This window comes from Saccharopolyspora aridisoli, from assembly GCF_004348445.1.
Classification (GTDB): domain Bacteria; phylum Actinomycetota; class Actinomycetes; order Mycobacteriales; family Pseudonocardiaceae; genus Saccharopolyspora; species Saccharopolyspora aridisoli.
Window position 1 is genome coordinate 1 of the sequence record NZ_SMKV01000045.1, and the last position, 15,816, is coordinate 15,816.

At 69.9% G+C, this 15,816-nt stretch carries 16 protein-coding genes; 8 read left to right on the forward strand and 8 right to left on the reverse strand.

The window, feature by feature from the left end:
- Window positions 1–9: 9 nt before the first annotated feature.
- Complete coding sequence (locus E1161_RS24095; RefSeq protein WP_235875272.1) at window positions 10–849, reverse strand: MlaE family ABC transporter permease; 840 nt, start codon at window positions 847–849, stop codon at window positions 10–12.
- Window positions 850–852: 3 nt separating this feature from the next.
- Window positions 853–1,641 carry an MlaE family ABC transporter permease gene (locus tag E1161_RS24100; protein ID WP_132627018.1) on the reverse strand — a complete coding sequence of 263 codons (789 nt, stop codon included), beginning with the start codon at window positions 1,639–1,641 and terminating at the stop codon, window positions 853–855.
- Window positions 1,642–1,929: 288 nt separating this feature from the next.
- Between E1161_RS24100 and E1161_RS24105 the strand changes: the two genes are divergently transcribed.
- Window positions 1,930–2,820, forward strand: a complete 891-nt coding sequence (locus E1161_RS24105) for an alpha/beta hydrolase (RefSeq protein ID WP_132627019.1) — start codon at window positions 1,930–1,932, stop codon at window positions 2,818–2,820.
- Between the two features lie 69 nt (window positions 2,821–2,889).
- On the forward strand, window positions 2,890–3,087 hold the full coding sequence (locus tag E1161_RS24110; protein ID WP_132627020.1) for a DUF2795 domain-containing protein: 198 nt from the start codon (window positions 2,890–2,892) through the stop codon (window positions 3,085–3,087).
- Between the two features lie 194 nt (window positions 3,088–3,281).
- Here the strand turns inward: E1161_RS24110 and E1161_RS24115 are convergent, their stop codons facing one another.
- Window positions 3,282–4,502 carry a PP2C family protein-serine/threonine phosphatase gene (locus E1161_RS24115; RefSeq protein WP_165939924.1) on the reverse strand — a complete coding sequence of 407 codons (1,221 nt, stop codon included), beginning with the start codon at window positions 4,500–4,502 and terminating at the stop codon, window positions 3,282–3,284.
- A 69-nt stretch (window positions 4,503–4,571) separates the two neighbouring features.
- Here E1161_RS24115 and E1161_RS24120 point away from each other — a divergent pair, with 69 nt between their 5' ends.
- Window positions 4,572–4,946: an STAS domain-containing protein gene (locus E1161_RS24120; protein WP_165939925.1), complete on the forward strand. Its 375-nt coding sequence runs from the start codon at window positions 4,572–4,574 to the stop codon at window positions 4,944–4,946.
- Between the two features lie 64 nt (window positions 4,947–5,010).
- Complete coding sequence (locus tag E1161_RS24125) at window positions 5,011–5,475, forward strand: ATP-binding protein (protein WP_132627023.1); 465 nt, start codon at window positions 5,011–5,013, stop codon at window positions 5,473–5,475.
- On the opposite strand, the gene E1161_RS24130 is transcribed toward E1161_RS24125, so the two are convergent.
- The gene (locus tag E1161_RS24130; RefSeq protein WP_132627024.1) at window positions 5,476–6,225 is read right to left on the reverse strand and encodes an alpha/beta fold hydrolase; all 750 of its coding nucleotides are present in this window, start codon (window positions 6,223–6,225) and stop codon (window positions 5,476–5,478) included.
- 117 nt (window positions 6,226–6,342) lie between these two features.
- Here E1161_RS24130 and E1161_RS24135 point away from each other — a divergent pair, with 117 nt between their 5' ends.
- Together E1161_RS24135 and E1161_RS24140 are read left to right on the forward strand one after the other, a co-directional pair.
- The gene (locus tag E1161_RS24135) at window positions 6,343–6,621 is read left to right on the forward strand and encodes a WhiB family transcriptional regulator (RefSeq protein ID WP_132627025.1); all 279 of its coding nucleotides are present in this window, start codon (window positions 6,343–6,345) and stop codon (window positions 6,619–6,621) included.
- 68 nt (window positions 6,622–6,689) lie between these two features.
- Entirely contained in the window at window positions 6,690–6,878 is a 189-nt protein-coding gene (locus E1161_RS24140) for a ubiquitin-like protein Pup (RefSeq protein ID WP_132627026.1), read from the forward strand.
- 55 nt (window positions 6,879–6,933) lie between these two features.
- Here the strand turns inward: E1161_RS24140 and E1161_RS24145 are convergent, their stop codons facing one another.
- Window positions 6,934–8,958: a CocE/NonD family hydrolase gene (locus E1161_RS24145; RefSeq protein WP_408012061.1), complete on the reverse strand. Its 2,025-nt coding sequence runs from the start codon at window positions 8,956–8,958 to the stop codon at window positions 6,934–6,936.
- Window positions 8,959–9,108: 150 nt separating this feature from the next.
- Between E1161_RS24145 and E1161_RS24150 the strand changes: the two genes are divergently transcribed.
- Window positions 9,109–10,086: a TIGR03557 family F420-dependent LLM class oxidoreductase gene (locus tag E1161_RS24150; RefSeq protein WP_132627027.1), complete on the forward strand. Its 978-nt coding sequence runs from the start codon at window positions 9,109–9,111 to the stop codon at window positions 10,084–10,086.
- A 363-nt stretch (window positions 10,087–10,449) separates the two neighbouring features.
- Here the strand turns inward: E1161_RS24150 and E1161_RS24155 are convergent, their stop codons facing one another.
- The 3 genes from E1161_RS24155 to E1161_RS24165 form a co-directional block, all read right to left on the reverse strand.
- A complete protein-coding gene (locus tag E1161_RS24155; RefSeq protein ID WP_132627028.1) occupies window positions 10,450–12,234 on the reverse strand; it encodes a thiamine pyrophosphate-requiring protein in 1,785 nt (594 codons plus the stop codon).
- A gap of 97 nt (window positions 12,235–12,331) precedes the next feature.
- Window positions 12,332–13,198 carry an SDR family oxidoreductase gene (locus tag E1161_RS24160; RefSeq protein ID WP_132627029.1) on the reverse strand — a complete coding sequence of 289 codons (867 nt, stop codon included), beginning with the start codon at window positions 13,196–13,198 and terminating at the stop codon, window positions 12,332–12,334.
- A 129-nt stretch (window positions 13,199–13,327) separates the two neighbouring features.
- Window positions 13,328–14,509 (reverse strand): zinc-dependent alcohol dehydrogenase, encoded by a 1,182-nt coding sequence (locus E1161_RS24165; RefSeq protein WP_132627030.1) that lies wholly within the window; start codon window positions 14,507–14,509, stop codon window positions 13,328–13,330.
- Window positions 14,510–14,649: 140 nt separating this feature from the next.
- On the opposite strand from E1161_RS24165, the gene E1161_RS24170 reads away from it, so the two are divergent.
- Window positions 14,650–15,717, forward strand: a complete 1,068-nt coding sequence (locus tag E1161_RS24170; protein WP_132627031.1) for an NAD-dependent epimerase/dehydratase family protein — start codon at window positions 14,650–14,652, stop codon at window positions 15,715–15,717.
- The last annotated feature ends 99 nt before the right edge of the window (window positions 15,718–15,816 follow it).

The following is a 15,816-nucleotide window of genomic DNA, read 5'->3' on the forward strand; positions in this document are numbered from 1 at the left end:
CTCCCGCCCTCATCCGGCGATCCGGACGGTCGTGGTGGCGCCCCAGATGGCGAGGCTCAGGAAGAAGTCCAGCACGTTGAGGGCGATGATCGCGGTGCGCACCGCCCGGCCCACCGCGCTGCCGACCCCGGCAGGGCCGCCGGAGGCCCGGAAGCCGTAGTAGCAGTGCACCAGGATGATCACCAAGCTGAACAGCAGCACCTTGCCGAAGGAGAACAGCACGTCCTCCGGCGGCAGGAACAGGTGGAAGTAGTGGTCGTAGGTGCCCGCCGACTGGCCGTAGAAGTAGACCGTGATCACCCTCGACGCCAGGTAGGACGACATCAGCCCGATCACGTACAGCGGGATCACCGCGCCGATCCCGGCCAGCACGCGGGTGGTCACCAGGAACGGCACGCTGCGCACCGCCATGACCTCCAGCGCGTCGATCTCCTCCGAGATGCGCATCGCACCCAGTTGCGCGGTGAACCCGCAGCCGACGGTCGCCGACAGCGCCAGGCCCGCCACCAGCGGCGCGACCTCGCGGGTGTTGAAGTAGGCCGAGACGAACCCGGTGAAGCTGGCCGTGCCGAGCTGGTTGAGCGCGGTGTAGCCCTGCATCCCGACCACCGTGCCGGTGAACAGCGTCATGCCCACCATCACGCCGATCGTGCCGCCGAGCACCGCCAGCGCGCCGCTGCCGAAGGTCACCTCGGCCAGCAGCCGCAGCACCTCCTTGGAGTAGCGACGCAGCGTGCGCGGCGCCCACGCGATGGCACGCAGGTAGAACATCGCCTGGTCACCGGAGGTGTCGAGGACGCGCAACGGCCCGTTGAGCAGCCGCCGGACGCGGCCCGTCGCCACGACCACGGCTCACATCCCCTTCGCCGGGACGAGCTGCAGGTAGATCGCGGTGAGCACCACGTTCACCAGGAACAGCAGCATGAACGAGATGACCACGGCCTGGTTCACCGCGTCCCCAACGCCTTTCGGACCCGGTGCCGGGTTGAGCCCCCGGTGCGCGGCGACCACCCCGGCGATGAACCCGAAGATCACCGCCTTGATCTCACCGATCCACAGGTCGGGCAGCTGGGCGAGGCCGTTGAAGCTGGCCATGTAGGCACCGGGCGTGCCTCCTTGCATGATCACGTTGAAGAAGTAGCCGCCGAGCACGCCGACGACGCTGACCACGCCGTTGAGCAGGGTGGCGACGAGCATCGCCGCGAGCACGCGCGGCACGACCAGCCGGTGGATCGGTGACACGCCCAGTGTTTCCATCGCGGCGATCTCGTCGCGAATGGTGCGCGCGCCCAGGTCGGCGCAGATCGCCGAGCCGCCGGCCCCGGCGATGAGCAGCGCGGTGATCAACGGGCTGGCCTGCTGGATGATCGCCAGCACGCTGGAGGCGCCGGTGAACGACTGAGCGCCGATCTGCTTGGTCAGCGAGCCGAGCTGCAGCGCGATCACCGCCCCGAACGGGATCGACACCAGGGCGGTGGGCACAATGGTCACGCTGGCGACGAACCAGGACTGCTGGACGAACTCGCGCCACTGGAACGGCCGGGCGAACACCGCCCTCGCCACGTCCACGGCGTGCAGGAACAGCCGGCCTGTTTCGCTGAGCGGACCGGTACCGACCGGTCGCGCCACTCCCACACCCATCGCGGCTCCCGAGGTCTCGACAGGGCATCCAGAGTGATCAGCCACACACCTCGCATCCAGGGGCACTCTGCCTCGCGATTCCCCCACTCTGGTGCACATCGCCCGTAACCCGCACCCGACCTGCGAGCGATAGACCCCTGCGGCCTCGTGGAATGCGGCTCCCCCCAACGACATCCACGGTCTCAAGTGGAACCACCTCGTCCGCCTCCGCTCCCGAAACCGGTTAGACCGGTGTTGAGCGGGTACTCCCGGAGCGGAGGTCGGTCGAGCACGAGAGGAGGTTCACCGGTGGTGAGCTGGCAAGCCCGGGCCGTCATCGCGAAGTACTGGGTGACTCGGCGCAAGCAGGTCTTCGCCGACCCCGGGAAGTTGCGGGAGAGCGCGGAGAGCCACCAAGCCGAGAGCGTGCAGGTGCCCGACTGGGTCCACCGGCACTTCGACGTCGTGGAGTCAGACGTGCTCGGGCACCGCTGCTACACGCTGCACCCCCACGAGCCGGAGAACTCGCAGCACATCCTCTACCTGCACGGAGGCGCCTACGTGCACCAGGTCGAGCAGGCGCACTGGAGGTTCGTCGCCCGGCTGATCGTCTCGACCGGTTCGGTGGTCACCGTGCCGATCTACCCGTTGGCACCCACGCATTCCTACGACGAGACGCTGGCGATGATCTGGGAGACCTACCAGCGGGCCCTCGGTGACCTCCCGGCCAAGGACCAGATCATCATGGGCGATTCCGCGGGCGGCGGGTTGAGCCTGTTCGTGGCGCAGCGGATCAAGCACCACGGCCGGCCGCAGCCACGACGCCTGGTGCTGTTCGCGCCCTGGCTGGACCTCACCACGACCGATCCGGGCATCGCCGAGCGCGAGTCGCACGACCCGTTCCTCAGCGGGCCGGGGCTGCGGGAGGCCGCCCGGCTCTACGCCGACGGCCTCGACCTGCGCGATCCGCGGCTGAGCCCGCTGTTCGGCGACCTGTCGGGGTTGGCGCCGATCAGCGTGTTCACCGGAACCCGCGACGTGCTGCTGACCGACTCGCGACGACTGCGCGATCGGGTCCGCGGTACCGGCGCCGACGTCGACTACGAGGAGTACCCCGGGATGTTCCACGGCTGGGTCCTGCAATCCCTGCCGGAGGCCAGGCACGCGACCGAGCGGGTTTCGGCGCTGGTCGGTGATTGAGCGGGCAGGTTTCGGGGAAACCACCGCGCAAGGCCCGCCCCGGACACGCCGAAGACGAGGTGAGCGGTCATGACCCATCCCCCGGACCCGAACAGCGTGCAGCCGTTCCTGCGGGAGGTGCACTACCCGGTGAGCAAGCAGCAACTGGTGGACATCGCCGAGCAGCAGGGCGTGGACGGCGAGGTGCTGCGCGCGCTGCGCATCGTCCCCGACCGCACCTACAAGAACCAGGAGGAGGTCAACGAGGAGGTCGCGCTGGGAAGTTAGGAGCTGCTGAAGATCAGTCCGCTTGGCGGTGCCGGTAGCGCAACCTCAGCGGGCGCTGGTTCCGGGCGCCACGTCGAAGTGTGGCACCGCACGACGTCGCGGCGTCCGCACCAGAGGACCGCTGAGGAACTCCCCGAAGTGGGACGACACAGCGGTGCGAGCTGCCACACTCTCGGAGCGACCGCGCCGCACCCTCAACAGCACCAGCCGTGGCGGCTGAGGACCAGCAGCGTGACGTCGTCCCCGCCGGACGCTGAGGTCACCAGGCGGTTGGTGATGGTGGTGCAGACCTCCTGGGCGGGGGCGCACTCGATCGCCTCGCACAGCGAGTTCAGCCCGATGTCGATGGACCGCTGGCGGCGCTCGATGAGCCCGTCGGTGTAGAAGCACAGCACCGAGGACTCCGGCAGCTCGACCGCGGTGGTGCGCCGCTCGCGCCGGGAGACCTCCACCCCGACCGGCGGGTCCACGGGCGCCTTGACGAGGTCGCCGCAATCACCGGGCAGCGCGAGCACCGGTGGCAGGTGCCCTGCCAGCGAGAACTCCAGCCGCGCCTCGGCCGGGTCGTAGAGGGCGTAGCACACGGTGGCCATGGCATCAGGCTCGAAGTGGGTGACCTTGCGGTCGAGCTTGTGCAGCACGCGGGCAGGGTCCTCGTCGTCGAGCGCGTAGGCCCGGAGCGCGCTGCGCAGCCGTCCCATGACCACGGCCGCCAGCAGCCCGTGGCCGACGACGTCGCCGATCACGATGCCGATCTGGCCGGAGGGCAGCTCGAACACGTCGTACCAGTCACCGCCGATGCCGTGGTCGGCGCCGGCGATGTAGCGGCCGTCAATCGAGGCACCGGGGACGGAGGGCAAGCGGCTGGGCAACAGGCTGTGCTGCAGCACGGTCGCGGCGATGCGTTCCGCGCGCGAGGAGCCGACCTTCGAGACCGAGGCGATGCGGTCGGCGGCGATGCGCACCAGACCGGCGTCCTCATCGGTGAACCCGTGCTCGCCGAACGCGCCGACACACAGCACGCCCAGCGTGTCCCCGCCCGCGACCATCGGAGCTCCGACGAGCGATCGGATGCCCTTCTGCTGCAACGGCGTGCTGATGAGGACGTCGTCAACCCGGTCGAACACGACGGCTCGCTCGGAATCGAGCACGGCGGCGGCGAAATCGTTGCCCACCGGTACCCGGACACCCTGCCGGACCTCGTCCTCGACGCCCACCGAGGCAGTGGCGATCAGCTCCTCCCCGCCCGGGTCCAGCAGCAGAACCGTCGCCATGTCCACACCGAGGACATCGCGGACCCGGGCAAGGATCTCGCGCAGCAGCTCGTTGACGTCCAAGTGGGCCAACGAGGTGTCCGTGACCAGTTCGATGCGCCGCAAACGCTCCTCGGCGGAAGTTCCCGCAGAAGCATGCATGCGTTCAGCATAACCGCCACGCTGCCGGGGGTCTTTGCCAACTACGCCCACCGGTCCCATCATGGGTCCATGGCTTCCGACATCAACGACAACACGACGCCTTTCAACGCGGTGGCCAAGTGGTCGGGCCGCACGCTGTTCGTCACCGCGACCGGCGAGATCGAACTGGTCAACTCACCGCAACTCGAATCGGTGCTCAACCAGGCGCTCGCCGACGAACCCGAGGTCCTGGTGCTCGACATCATGGACGTCACGTTCCTGTCGTCGGCAGGACTGGCCGTGCTGGTGCGCGCACACCGCGACGCGGATGCGGCGGGCACCGAGTTCCGGGTCGTCGCCGCCAACGCCGCCACGCTGCGCCCGATCCAGCTCATGGGCCTGGACCAGGAGTTCGACGTGTTCGCCGATCGCGATGACGCGCTGTCCGGCGCACGGGGTTTGTGACCGGTCCGGATCGCCGAACCTAGGAGCTGAACCTCGGATGCTCGAGAATCGTTAGGAAGCGTTTATGGCACCCGCTCAGTCAGGCGGGCCGGAGTCCGGGGCCGTGGAGACCCTCCGTCGGCACGGCGTCCCCGCCTCCGCCGGCAGCTTGCCGGTGCTGCGCGATGAGCTGGACGAGTGGGCCCGCTCCGCCGGGCTCGGAGACAGCCTCGCCGGCGCGCTGGCGCTGGCGACGTACGAGGCCATGGCCAACGCGGTGGAACACGCCTACGGCGGCACCCCTGGACCGCTCGACGTGGAGGCCGCGTTCCTCGACCACGGCGTCGAGGTGACGGTCACCGACCACGGTGCGTGGCGCTCGCCGCACGACAGCGGCCAGGAGCGCAAGCGCGGGCTCCCCTTGATCCACCGGCTCGCCGACGAAGCGGTCGTGTCCGCCGGGGAGAACGGCACGCGGGTGCGGATGCGGTGGGAGGTCGCGCGGCAACCCCTCGACGGCGACCTCTCCGCCGCAGACGCCCCTGGTTGATCACACCGCGGCGAGGAAGTCCTCGACCGCGCGCCCCAGGTCGTCGGGGGCGGCGAACGGCACCATGTGCGCGGCGCCTGGCCAGACCAGCAGGCGCGCTCCGGGTAGGAGCCTGGTGACCCGCAGCGCCCAGTCCTGCGGCACCAGCGCGTCGTGCTCGCCGCGCACGACCAGCGCGGGCGCACCGATGTGGGGCAGCTTGTCCTCGACGTGGTCGTGGATCGATTCGGCGAAGCTGGTCACCACGCGCCGGAGCCCGGCTTCCCGGTAGTCGCGGAAGATCAGCGGTGCGAGTCGGCGCGGTTCGCAGCGGGCGTTGCGCAACCACCGCCGCACCTGGCCCTGCCAGGTGCGGCCGCGAGGGTCGGTGGTCGGGCCGACCAGGACGAGCCCCCGCACGTGCTCCGGGGCGAGCAGCGCCGCCTCGACGGCGATCTGGCACCCGAACGAGCAGCCGAGCAAGTTCACCTCCGCCAATCCCGCCTGCTGACGCCACACGTCCAGGGCCTGCGCCAGGTCGTGGAGTCCGAGCGGGCGGCCAGAACGACGGCTGGACCCGAAGCCGGGCAGGTCGACCGCCCACGTCTCTCGCACACCCGCCCGGCCCGACACGAACGGCAGCAGTTCTCGGCTGGAAACCCCGGCGCCGTGCACGCAGACCAGCGGAGGGCCCGGGCCCTCGACATGCCATGCCACGACGCCGGCTTCGGACAGGTCCGGGCGGTCGAGGTCGGTCGTGGTCCGTTGCATCGCCAGCTGGCTACCCGGAACGGCTCGGGTCCGAACCGGACGCCGCCATGTGTGAAACGAAACCTCATCGGGTATTCCGTGATCGACCGAATGATCATCGGCAGCACGGAGGTGAGGATGACCACCACGGAGCGCCTTCCGAAACCCAACAGCGACTCCTGGCACTGGCAGTTGCGCGCCGCGTGCCGAGATCTCAGGACCAGCCGGTTCTTCCACCCGGACAACGAACGCGGCGAGCGCCGAGCCCAGCGGGAGCGACAGGCCAAGGCCGTCTGCCGACGTTGCCCGGTCATCGCCCAGTGCCGCGAGCACGCGCTGAGGTCCCACGAACCCTACGGCGTGTGGGGCGGTCTCGGCGAGCAGGAACGCCGCAGCCTGCTGCGGAAGGTCGGCTGAGCACGGGATTCGCCCTCCGCCGCAACGGGTGTGGCTCAGCGGGCGAGCGCACGACCGTGGAGGCCCACATGCACCAGGACAGGACCCGCAGAACTCCGGACGACGACGAGGACGCCCCGGCCCCGACCGCGTCGGGCCAGCAACGACGCGAACAGCTCGACGACGACACCGACGAACTGCTCGACGACATCGACGACGTCCTCGAGGACAACCCGCAGGACTTCGTCCGGAGCTACGTGCAGAAGAACGGCCAGTGAGAGCCGCGTTGCCGCGCCGGGGTGGTTACCCGGCGCGGCAACTCCTCTCCGGTCCTCACACGTGGTCGCGCGGGATGCGTCGATCCCAGTTCTTGGAGAACACGCGCTCTCCGTCCAGGTAGGCGTCGAGTTCGGCGTGGAGCCTGAACTCGGTGGCCGTGGAGGTCAGCGTCGTGCGAGTGCTGGTGCCCACCGACCAGCCGCCGCGGGTGAAGCCCATCGTCCACTCGATGTCTCCCCGAACCGAGTCGAAGTCCTCCCCGACCCAGCTGTAGCGCTCGGTGGCACGCCGGTGGACGTCCAGGTCGATGTTCTCGAAGTGGGCCCGTCCCAGGTCCTTGATCACCTCCAGCGACGAGCGGTAGTCGGCCAGGTCCTTGCTGACCTGCCACCGCTGCTCCCCCGGGGTGATCTGCTTCGCGGGCGCGGGCGGCGTTCCCTCGGGTTCGCCGAACAGCGGCGTGGGCAGCTCATCGGCATCGTCAGCCGGCCGGATCGGCAGTTCGAGCTCGCTGTCGGCCGGATGCACGGTGAGCCGCACCGGTTCCGGCGGTGGCCACGCCAGCGGCCAGTACGAAGTGGACAGCGCCAGCCGAATCCGGTGGCCCGCTGGGAATGCCTGGGCCACGCCGTTCAACCGCAACCGAACCTGGTACCGCACACCGGGTTCCAGAGGTTTCGGTTCGCCGTGCCCGTCGCGGTGGGTGAGGTTGAGCAGACCGTAGGTCACGCGCGTGGCCTGCCCGACCGGGCTGACGTCGGAGATCCGTGCGGCCAGCATCGCCACCGGCCGGTCCACCTCCACGCGCACGTCCAGCAGCGGTCCTCCCAAGATCTCGCAACGCTCGGGCAGCGGATCGGTGTCGAACACCAGCGACCCGCCGTCCTCCTCGCGCTGGTCGTAGGGAAGGTCCGGGGGTGCGTTGTAGGAGCACCACTTGCCGCCGTACTGCCCGACCGACAGCGGAGAGGCGATCGACAGCGATCGTGCGTCCTGCTCCTCCCCCGGCGACGCGATCTTGTTCTGCCCCAGTCGGAACCGGGTGCGGCGCACGTGCGGCGAAGGCCACGACGGCTCGCCGACCCAGCGGCCGAGACGTTCCTCGTAGCTGGTCGACGGCGGCATGCTCTCCTGCATCCAGGTGCACAGCATCGGGCCGTCCATCGCTCCGTTGTCGACGTCCTTGAGCCAGTGGTCCCACCAGCGCACCAGCTCCTGCAGGAAGCCGATCGCGGGACCCGGTCGTCCCAGGTGCGGGTACTTGTGCGACCACGGCCCGATCAGTCCACGCCGCGGCACGTCGAGGTTCTGCATCAGCCGGAACACGGCGTTCGAGTAACCGTCGGCCCAGCCGCTCACCGCCAGCACCGGGCAGTCGACCGCGGAGAAGTCCTCGCAGATCGAGCCGTGCCGCCAGTAGTCGTCGCGACGCTGGTGGCGCAGCCAGTTGTCGATCCACAGGCCGCTCTCCTCCATGCGTTCGCGCCACATCGCCTCCCAGCGGTCGCCGACGACCTCCGGATCAGGAGGGCAGGAGGTGTAGGCGAACATCGTGCTCGCCCAGGACAGGTTGTCGCTGAGCAGGCACCCGCCCATGTAGTGCACGTCGTCGGCGTAGCGGTCGTCGGCGCAGCACAGCGCCGCGATCGCCCCCAGGCTCGGCGGTCTCCTGGCCGCCACCTGCAGGGCGTTGAAACCGCCCCAGGAGATGCCCATCATGCCGGTGCGCCCGGTGCACCAAGGTTGTGCTGACAGCCATCCCAGCACTTCCTCCGCATCGGCGAGCTCCTGCTCCAGGTACTCGTCGGCGAGGATCCCGTCTGAGTCGCCGCTGCCCCGCAGGTCCACCCGCGCGCACGCGTAGCCGTGCCCGGCCAGGTACGGGTGCTGGATGGAGTCCCGCAAGGACGTGAGGTCCCGCTGCCGGTAGGGGATGAACTCCAGCACCGCCGGCACGGGTTCGGTGTCGGAGGAGACCGGCCTCCAGATGCGTCCGGCCAAGCGCGTTCCGTCGGACATCGGGATCCAGATCTGCTCCTCGTGCTTGATCTCGAAGGGCAGCTCGTCGACCTCGTGCACGCATCCTCCTCGCTCACCTCGATTGTCCCGGGCGTCACTCGCTGACTACCCATCAGCCGATGCGGCCATGCACCGTGCGCGCACGTTTCACCGCGTCGCTGCGCGGTTACTCGCGGACGGGACTTGGCGGAGCACCGAAGGGCGGGGAACATGGTTCGGTTCGGGTACACGCTGATGACGGAGCAGTCAGGGCCGCGCGAGCTGGTCAAGCAGGCGGCCGCGGCCGAGCGCGCGGGATTCGACTTCGCGGTGATGAGCGACCACTACTCGCCGTGGTTGGACGAGCAGGGCCATTCCCCCTACGCGTGGAGCGTGCTCGGGGCCGTCACGCAGGAGACCGAGCGGATGGACCTGCTGAGCTTCGTCACCGCGCCGATCATGCGCTACCACCCAGCCGTCGTCGCTCAGAAGGCCGCGACGATCGGGTTGCTCTCGAACGACCGGTTCACGCTCGGCGTGGGTGCCGGGGAGAACCTCAACGAGCACGTCATCGGCCAGGGCTGGCCGCCGGTCAACGTGCGGCACGAGATGCTCACCGAGGCGCTGCGGATCATCTCCTCGCTCTTCGACGGCGGCCACGTGAACTTCACCGGCGACCACTACCGGGTCGATTCGGCGAAGCTGTGGGACCTGCCCGACCAGCGGGTCCCGGTGGCCACCGCCGTGTCCGGCGACCAGTCGGTGCAGCGCTTCGCCCCGTTGTCCGACGCGATGATCGCCGTCCAGCCCGAACCCACGCTCTGCCGGGCCTGGGACGCCGCGAACGGTGGTGACCAGCGCAAGTACGGTCAGCAGCCGATCTGCTGGGACCCGTCCGCGGACGCCGCTGCCCACCGCGCCTGGGAGCAGCTGCGCTGGTTCGCCGGTGGTTGGAAGGTCAACGCCGAACTGCCCGGTCCCGCCGGCTTCGCCGCCGCCACCCAGCACGTGCGGCTCGACGACGTCACCGCGAACATCCCGTGCGGCCCCGACGTCGATCCGATCGTCAAGACGGTGCAGGCCCACTGGCAGGCGGGTTTCACCGACATCGCCCTGGTCCAGGTGGGCGTGGAGGCCGATCCCGCGGGCTTCTTCGGCTTCGCGCGCGAGAAGCTGCTGCCCGCTCTGCGCGAAGCGGCCGCGAGCTGAACGCCCTCCACCGGAACTTCAATTCCGCCAGCGTGTTTGCCACCCACCCCGCGGTGACAACCCGACGAGTGCGACGGGAATGTCGCTCACCGACCGCGCAACGACAACGGCTGGAAGGACGTGGTGGGCATGCCCGGTGACCGGATCCGCCAACTCACCAGGAGGGTTCGCGACGAAGTCGCGCAGCACAACCCGATCAAACCCAGCAGGGAGGCCTCGGCTTCCCAGGACGGCGCTCCGAGCAGGACGGGGCGGGCGAACTCGCTGCTCCACACCGGCCCCCGCGTCCCACCGGAGCGGCGCAGGAACCGCTGAGAATCGTGGCGCCCCCGGGAACCCCGGGGGCGCCAGCTCCTGCCCGGGTCAGCGACGGCGCGGGAGGAACTCCTGGGCCTTGGACTTCACGCCCTCGGTGACCACCGACCACGCGTCGGGGTCACCCCTGAGCATGGCCTCGGCCATCGACTCGACCTGGCTCCAGTCCGCCTGCGGCGGGATCGGTGGCACGGCCGGGTCGGTGACGAAGTCGATCAGGCAGGGCCGGTCGCTGCTCAGCGCTTCGGCCCACGCATCGGCGACGCTGCCCGGATCGGCAACCCGAATCCCCCGGAAACCGGCGCTGCGCGCGAACTCCGCGTAGTCGAACTCCGGGAGCCGCTGCGACGGCAGGAACTGCGGGGCGCCGTTGAGCGCGCGCATCTCCCAGGTGACCTGGTTGAGATCGCCGTTGTTGAGCACGCCCACGACCACCCGCGGGTCCTGCCACTCGCGCCAGTGCTGCCCGATGGTGATGAGCTCGTTGATCCCGTTCATCTGCATCGCGCCGTCCCCGACCAGCGCGATCACCGGCCGGTCCGGGTGGGCGAACTTCGCGCCCGTGGCGTAGGGAGCTCCCGGCCCCATGGTGGCCAGCGTCCCGCTCAGCGAGCAGCGCATGCGGCCGCGCACCCGCAGGTGCCGGGCGTACCAGTTGGCCGCCGAGCCGGAGTCGGCGGTGATGATGGCGTCATCGGGCAACTGCGGTGACAGCTCGTGGAACACCCGTTCCGGGTTGAGCGGTTCGGCGTCGACACCGGCGCGGCGCTCCATCACCTCCCACCAGTCCCGGACGCCGGACTCGACCTCCTCCCGCCAGGCGCGGTCCTGCTTGCGGCGCAGGCGCGGCAGGAGGGCCGACAGCGTCGCCTTCGCATCGCCGAGCAGGTTCACCTCGAACGGGTACCGCATGCCGATCATGGTCGGATCGATGTCGATCTGCACCGCGCGGGCCTGCTCGAACTCGGGCAGGAACTGGCTGTAGGGGAAGCTCGCGCCGATCATCAGCAGGGTGTCGCAGTCGCGCATCAGCTCCCAGGACGGCCGCGTTCCCAGCAGGCCCGCCGCGCCGGTCACCCACGGCAGGTCGTCCGACAGCACGTCCTTGCCCAGCAACGCCTTCGACACACCGGCTCCGAGAACGTCGGCGACGGCGGTGACCTCGCCCGCTGCCTTCCGGGCGCCCTGGCCGACCATGATGGCCACGCGTTCGCCGGCGTTGAGCACCTCGGCGGCGCGTTCCAGGTCCGCCTCCGCAGGCGTGGTGACCGCCTCGGAGATGCCGACGCTGGAGGGCACCATCTTGAACGCGTGCGTCGGCGGCGAGTAGGTCATCTCCTGGACGTCGTTCGGGATGATCAGGGCCGTGACGGTCCTGCGGGCGACGGAGGTGCGCATGGCGCGGTCCAGCGCGTTGGGCAGCTGCTGGGGGGTTGAGACGAACTGCGCGTACTCGGCGACGTCCTTGTACAGCGAGGAGAGGTCGACCTCCTGCTGGTAGGCCCCACCGAGCGAGGTGCTGGCCTGCTGCCCGACGATGGCCACCACGGGCACGTGGTCGAGCTTGGCGTCGTAGAGCCCGTTGAGCAGGTGGATGGCGCCGGGTCCGCCGGTCGCGGCGCAGACCCCCACCTCCCCGGAGAACTTCGCGTAGCCCACGGCTTCGAACGCGGCGAGCTCCTCATGCCTCGCCTGGATGAACCGCGGGTCGTCGTCGGCCCTCCCCCAGGCCGCGAGGATCCCGTTGATGCCGTCCCCGGGGTAGGCGAAGACGTGCTCCACGCCCCAGGTCCGCAGCCGTCGCAGCAGGTAGTCGGCCACCGTGTCGGCCATCCCGCACCCTCCGATCGTCCGTGTCGGCGTCGTCCCCACCCGCCTACCCGGGTGTCCACGCGCCCAACCGGGATCTGATCGATTTCTCGGGGCGCGGTCAGCCGGGGTGGGTTTCGCCGCCGACCGGTGCCAGCACCTCGCCGGTGTAGTAGCTGGAGAGGCGGTCGGAGGCGAAGAAGACGTAGGACGGCGCGATCTCATCGGGATGGCCCATGCGCTGCATGGGCGTCTGCTCGCCGAAGCCCTCCACCTTGTCCTCCGGCAGCGTCGCCGGGATCAGCGGTGTCCACACCGGACCGGGCGCCACGCAGTTGACGCGGACGCCGGAGTCGGCCAGGGACTGGGCGATCGACTGCGTCAGCACGTGCACCGCGCCCTTGCTGGCCGAGTAATCCATCAGGCCCTTGTTGCCGCGCAACCCGTTCACCGATCCGGTGTTGATGATCGCCCCGCCCTCGGGCAGGTGCCGCAGCGCCGCCTTGCACAACCAGAACACCGCGAAGACGTTGACCTCGAAGGTCCGCTTGAACTGCTCGGTGCTGATCGACCTCAGGTCGTCCTGCGCTGCTTGCGTACCGGCGTGGTTGACCAGCACGTCCAGCCCGCCGAGCCGTTCGGCGGCGTCGTCGACCAGGCGCGTGCAGAAGCTCTCCTCCGCGACGTCGCCGCGGAACAGGTGGCATTCGCGGCCCTGTTCGCGCACCAGCGCGGCGGTGTGCTCGGCGTCGGCGTCCTCCGAGGTGTCGAGGTAGGCGAGGGCGACGTCGGCGCCTTCCTTGGCGAAGGCCACCGACACAGCTCGGCCGATCCCGGAGTCCCCGCCGACCACCAGGGCCCGCTTGCCCGCGAGGTTCCCGGAACCGACGTAGTCGCGCATCTCGTCGCGCGGGCGAGGTCGCATCTGCTCGGTCGCGCCGGGCGGGGACTGCTGCTGAGCCGGCGCGCTGCTGGGCGGCTGTTCCATGACGTCCTCCACGTCGGACTCGGATGTGCTCGGTGCCCGCCGAGTACCCGGCGTCCCGGCGGGTTCAACCACCGCAAGTGGTCGACCGCTGCGTTCAGCTCGCCCCTCCGGCCTCAACCGCCGCGCGGTCTACGGCTCCAGGAGGATCTTGATCGACCCGTCCGCCTTGCGCTGGAAGATGTCGTAGGCGGTCGGGGCCTCGTCCAGCGGGAGGTGGTGGGTGGTCAGGTCGCGCACGCCGAGCGGGTCGGATTCGTGGCCGACCAGAGGCAGCAGGTCCGGGATCCACCGCTTCACGTGGGCCTGCCCCATCGCGACCCGAACACCCTTGTCGAACAGGGTGAGCATCGGCATCGGGTCGGCCATGCCGCCGTACACACCGCTGATCGAGATCGTGCCCGCTCGGCGGACGCTGTCGATGCACTGGTACAACGCGGCAAGCCGGTCGACCCCGGCCTTGGCCATCAACGGCTCGGCAACTGCGTCGGGCAGCACCCCGACGACCTTCTGCCCCAGTTCGGCGACGGGTGAGCCGTGCGCCTCCATGCCGACTGCGTCGATCACCGAGTCCGCCCCGCGACCGTCGGTCAGCTCGCGCACGGCAGCCGCGACGTCGTCCTGCTGCGCGGCGTCGATGGTGCGAACTCCGTGCCGCTCGGCCATGTTCAGCCGTTCCGGCACCCGGTCGACGCCGATGGCGCGGAATCCGTGGTGCAGGGCGATCCGGGCCGCCATCTGCCCGATGGGTCCGAGCCCGAACACCGCCACCGTGCCGCCCTTGGGAACGTCGGCGTACTCGACGGCCTGCCACGCGGTGGGCAGCACGTCGGAGAGGTAGACGAACTGCTCGTCCGGCGGTCCTTCCGGCACCTTGATGGGACCGAACTGGGCTTGGGGCACCCGCAGGTACTCGGCCTGGGCACCGGGAACGCTGCCGTAGAGCTTGGTGTAGCCGAACAGCGCGGCGCCACTGCCCTGCTCGCGCACCTGGGTGGTCTCGCACTGGGCGAACAGGCGCCGTTCGCACATCCAGCAGTGGCCGCAGGAGATGTTGAACGGCACGACGACCCGATCCCCCGGCGCGATGTCGGTCACCGCGGACCCGGTTTCCTCCACCACGCCCATGGGCTCGTGGCCGAGGATGTCACCGGGCTCGAGGAACGGGGCCAGCACCTCGTAGAGGTGCAGATCGGAGCCGCAGAGCCCGCTGCTGGTGACCCGGATGATCGCGTCCGTGTCGGCCTCCAGCTTCGGGTCGGGCACGTTCTCGACGCGCACGTCGCGCGGTCCTTGCCATGTCAGCGCCTTCACCGGCCACCTCCTCAGTCGCTCACCACACGTCCTTTCCCGTGGCAGCCCCCGGCAAACCCGCGCCTCGGCGGCGCGTTTGTGCCGCGGTCTGAGGGGAACCCGTTGTGAGGAGACCGTCCGGACCGATGGCAGGAGTCCTCATGGCAGCGTCCGCGAGTTCCCGGCGAGTCGCGATCGTCGGCGCCACCGGCAACATCGGTACCAGCGTGGTGGAGGCGCTGCGCGGCGACCCCCAGGTGGAGGGGATCATCGCGCTGTCCAGGCGGGAACCACCCGAACAGGGCCCGGGAGTCCGGTGGGAGCGCACCGACGTCCGGCAGGACGACCTGGTGGGGAAGTTCGCCTCGGTGGACACCGTGGTCCACCTGGGCTGGATATTCCAGCCCACTCACGACCCGGTGACGACCTGGCGCACCAACGTGCTCGGCAGCATCCGGGTGTTCGAGGCCGCTGCCGCCGCCGGAGTGCGCCACCTCGTCTACGCCTCGTCCGTGGGCGCCTACTCCCCAGGGCCGGCCGGGCGTTCGGTCGACGAGACCTGGCCGACGCACGGGTGGCCGGCCGCGGCCTACAGCCGGGAGAAGGCCTACCTGGAGCGGTTCCTCGACGCCTTCGAACGGCAGCACCCCGACATCCGGGTCGTCCGGATGCGCACCGCGTTCTGCTTCAAGCCCGAGTCCGCCGAACAGCAGCGACGCCTGTTCATCGGACCGTTCCTGCCCAACAAGCTCGCCCACCCGGAACTCCTCCCGGTGTTGCCGCTGCCGACCGGACTGCGCTTCCAGGCGGTGCACAGCGACGACGTCGGCGAGTCCTACCGGCTCGCGATCCTCTCCGACAGCCGGGGAGCGTTCAACGTCGCGGCGGATCCAGTGGTGGACTTCAGCGCGCTGGCGGATCTGCTGCAGGTCCGACCCGCAGCGGTTCCGGCGCCAATGGTGCGCGCGGTTCTGGCAGCGGCTTGGAACCTGCACCTGGTGCCCGCATCACCGGACCTGTTCGACGCGTTCCTGCGGCTGCCGATGATGGACACCGGCCGCGCCCGCGAGGAGCTCGGCTGGAGCCCGCGGCGCAGCTCGACCGCCGCGGTCGCCGACTTCTTGCGCGGTTTGCGTTCGGCCACCGGCGATTCCAGTCCTCCGCTGCGTTCGCCCCTCCCGGGCGGCAGGGTCGAGGAGCTCCGCACGGGCGTCGGCCAACGCCCTTGAGCGCTGGGCCAGCCATCACGCGTTCACCGGACGTCCGCGTTGTTCATCCCTGCTCGTCGATGTGACACCGTGATCACGGGGTCGGCGTTGATAGCGCCT

Bases quoted from the DNA above. Each gene is read 5' to 3' on its own strand.
- E1161_RS24100 (WP_132627018.1), bottom strand. From the start codon at position 1,641: ATGGGTGTGGGAGTGGCGCGACCGGTCGGTACCGGTCCGCTCAGCGAA.
- E1161_RS24110 (WP_132627020.1), top strand. From the start codon at position 2,890: ATGACCCATCCCCCGGACCCGAACAGCGTGCAGCCGTTCCTGCGGGAG.
- E1161_RS24115 (WP_165939924.1), bottom strand. From the start codon at position 4,502: ATGCATGCTTCTGCGGGAACTTCCGCCGAGGAGCGTTTGCGGCGCATC.
- E1161_RS24120 (WP_165939925.1), top strand. From the start codon at position 4,572: ATGGCTTCCGACATCAACGACAACACGACGCCTTTCAACGCGGTGGCC.
- E1161_RS24125 (WP_132627023.1), top strand. From the start codon at position 5,011: ATGGCACCCGCTCAGTCAGGCGGGCCGGAGTCCGGGGCCGTGGAGACC.
- E1161_RS24130 (WP_132627024.1), bottom strand. From the start codon at position 6,225: ATGCAACGGACCACGACCGACCTCGACCGCCCGGACCTGTCCGAAGCC.
- E1161_RS24135 (WP_132627025.1), top strand. From the start codon at position 6,343: ATGACCACCACGGAGCGCCTTCCGAAACCCAACAGCGACTCCTGGCAC.
- E1161_RS24140 (WP_132627026.1), top strand. From the start codon at position 6,690: ATGCACCAGGACAGGACCCGCAGAACTCCGGACGACGACGAGGACGCC.
- E1161_RS24150 (WP_132627027.1), top strand. From the start codon at position 9,109: ATGGTTCGGTTCGGGTACACGCTGATGACGGAGCAGTCAGGGCCGCGC.
- E1161_RS24155 (WP_132627028.1), bottom strand. From the start codon at position 12,234: ATGGCCGACACGGTGGCCGACTACCTGCTGCGACGGCTGCGGACCTGG.
- E1161_RS24160 (WP_132627029.1), bottom strand. From the start codon at position 13,198: ATGGAACAGCCGCCCAGCAGCGCGCCGGCTCAGCAGCAGTCCCCGCCC.
- E1161_RS24170 (WP_132627031.1), top strand. From the start codon at position 14,650: ATGGCAGCGTCCGCGAGTTCCCGGCGAGTCGCGATCGTCGGCGCCACC.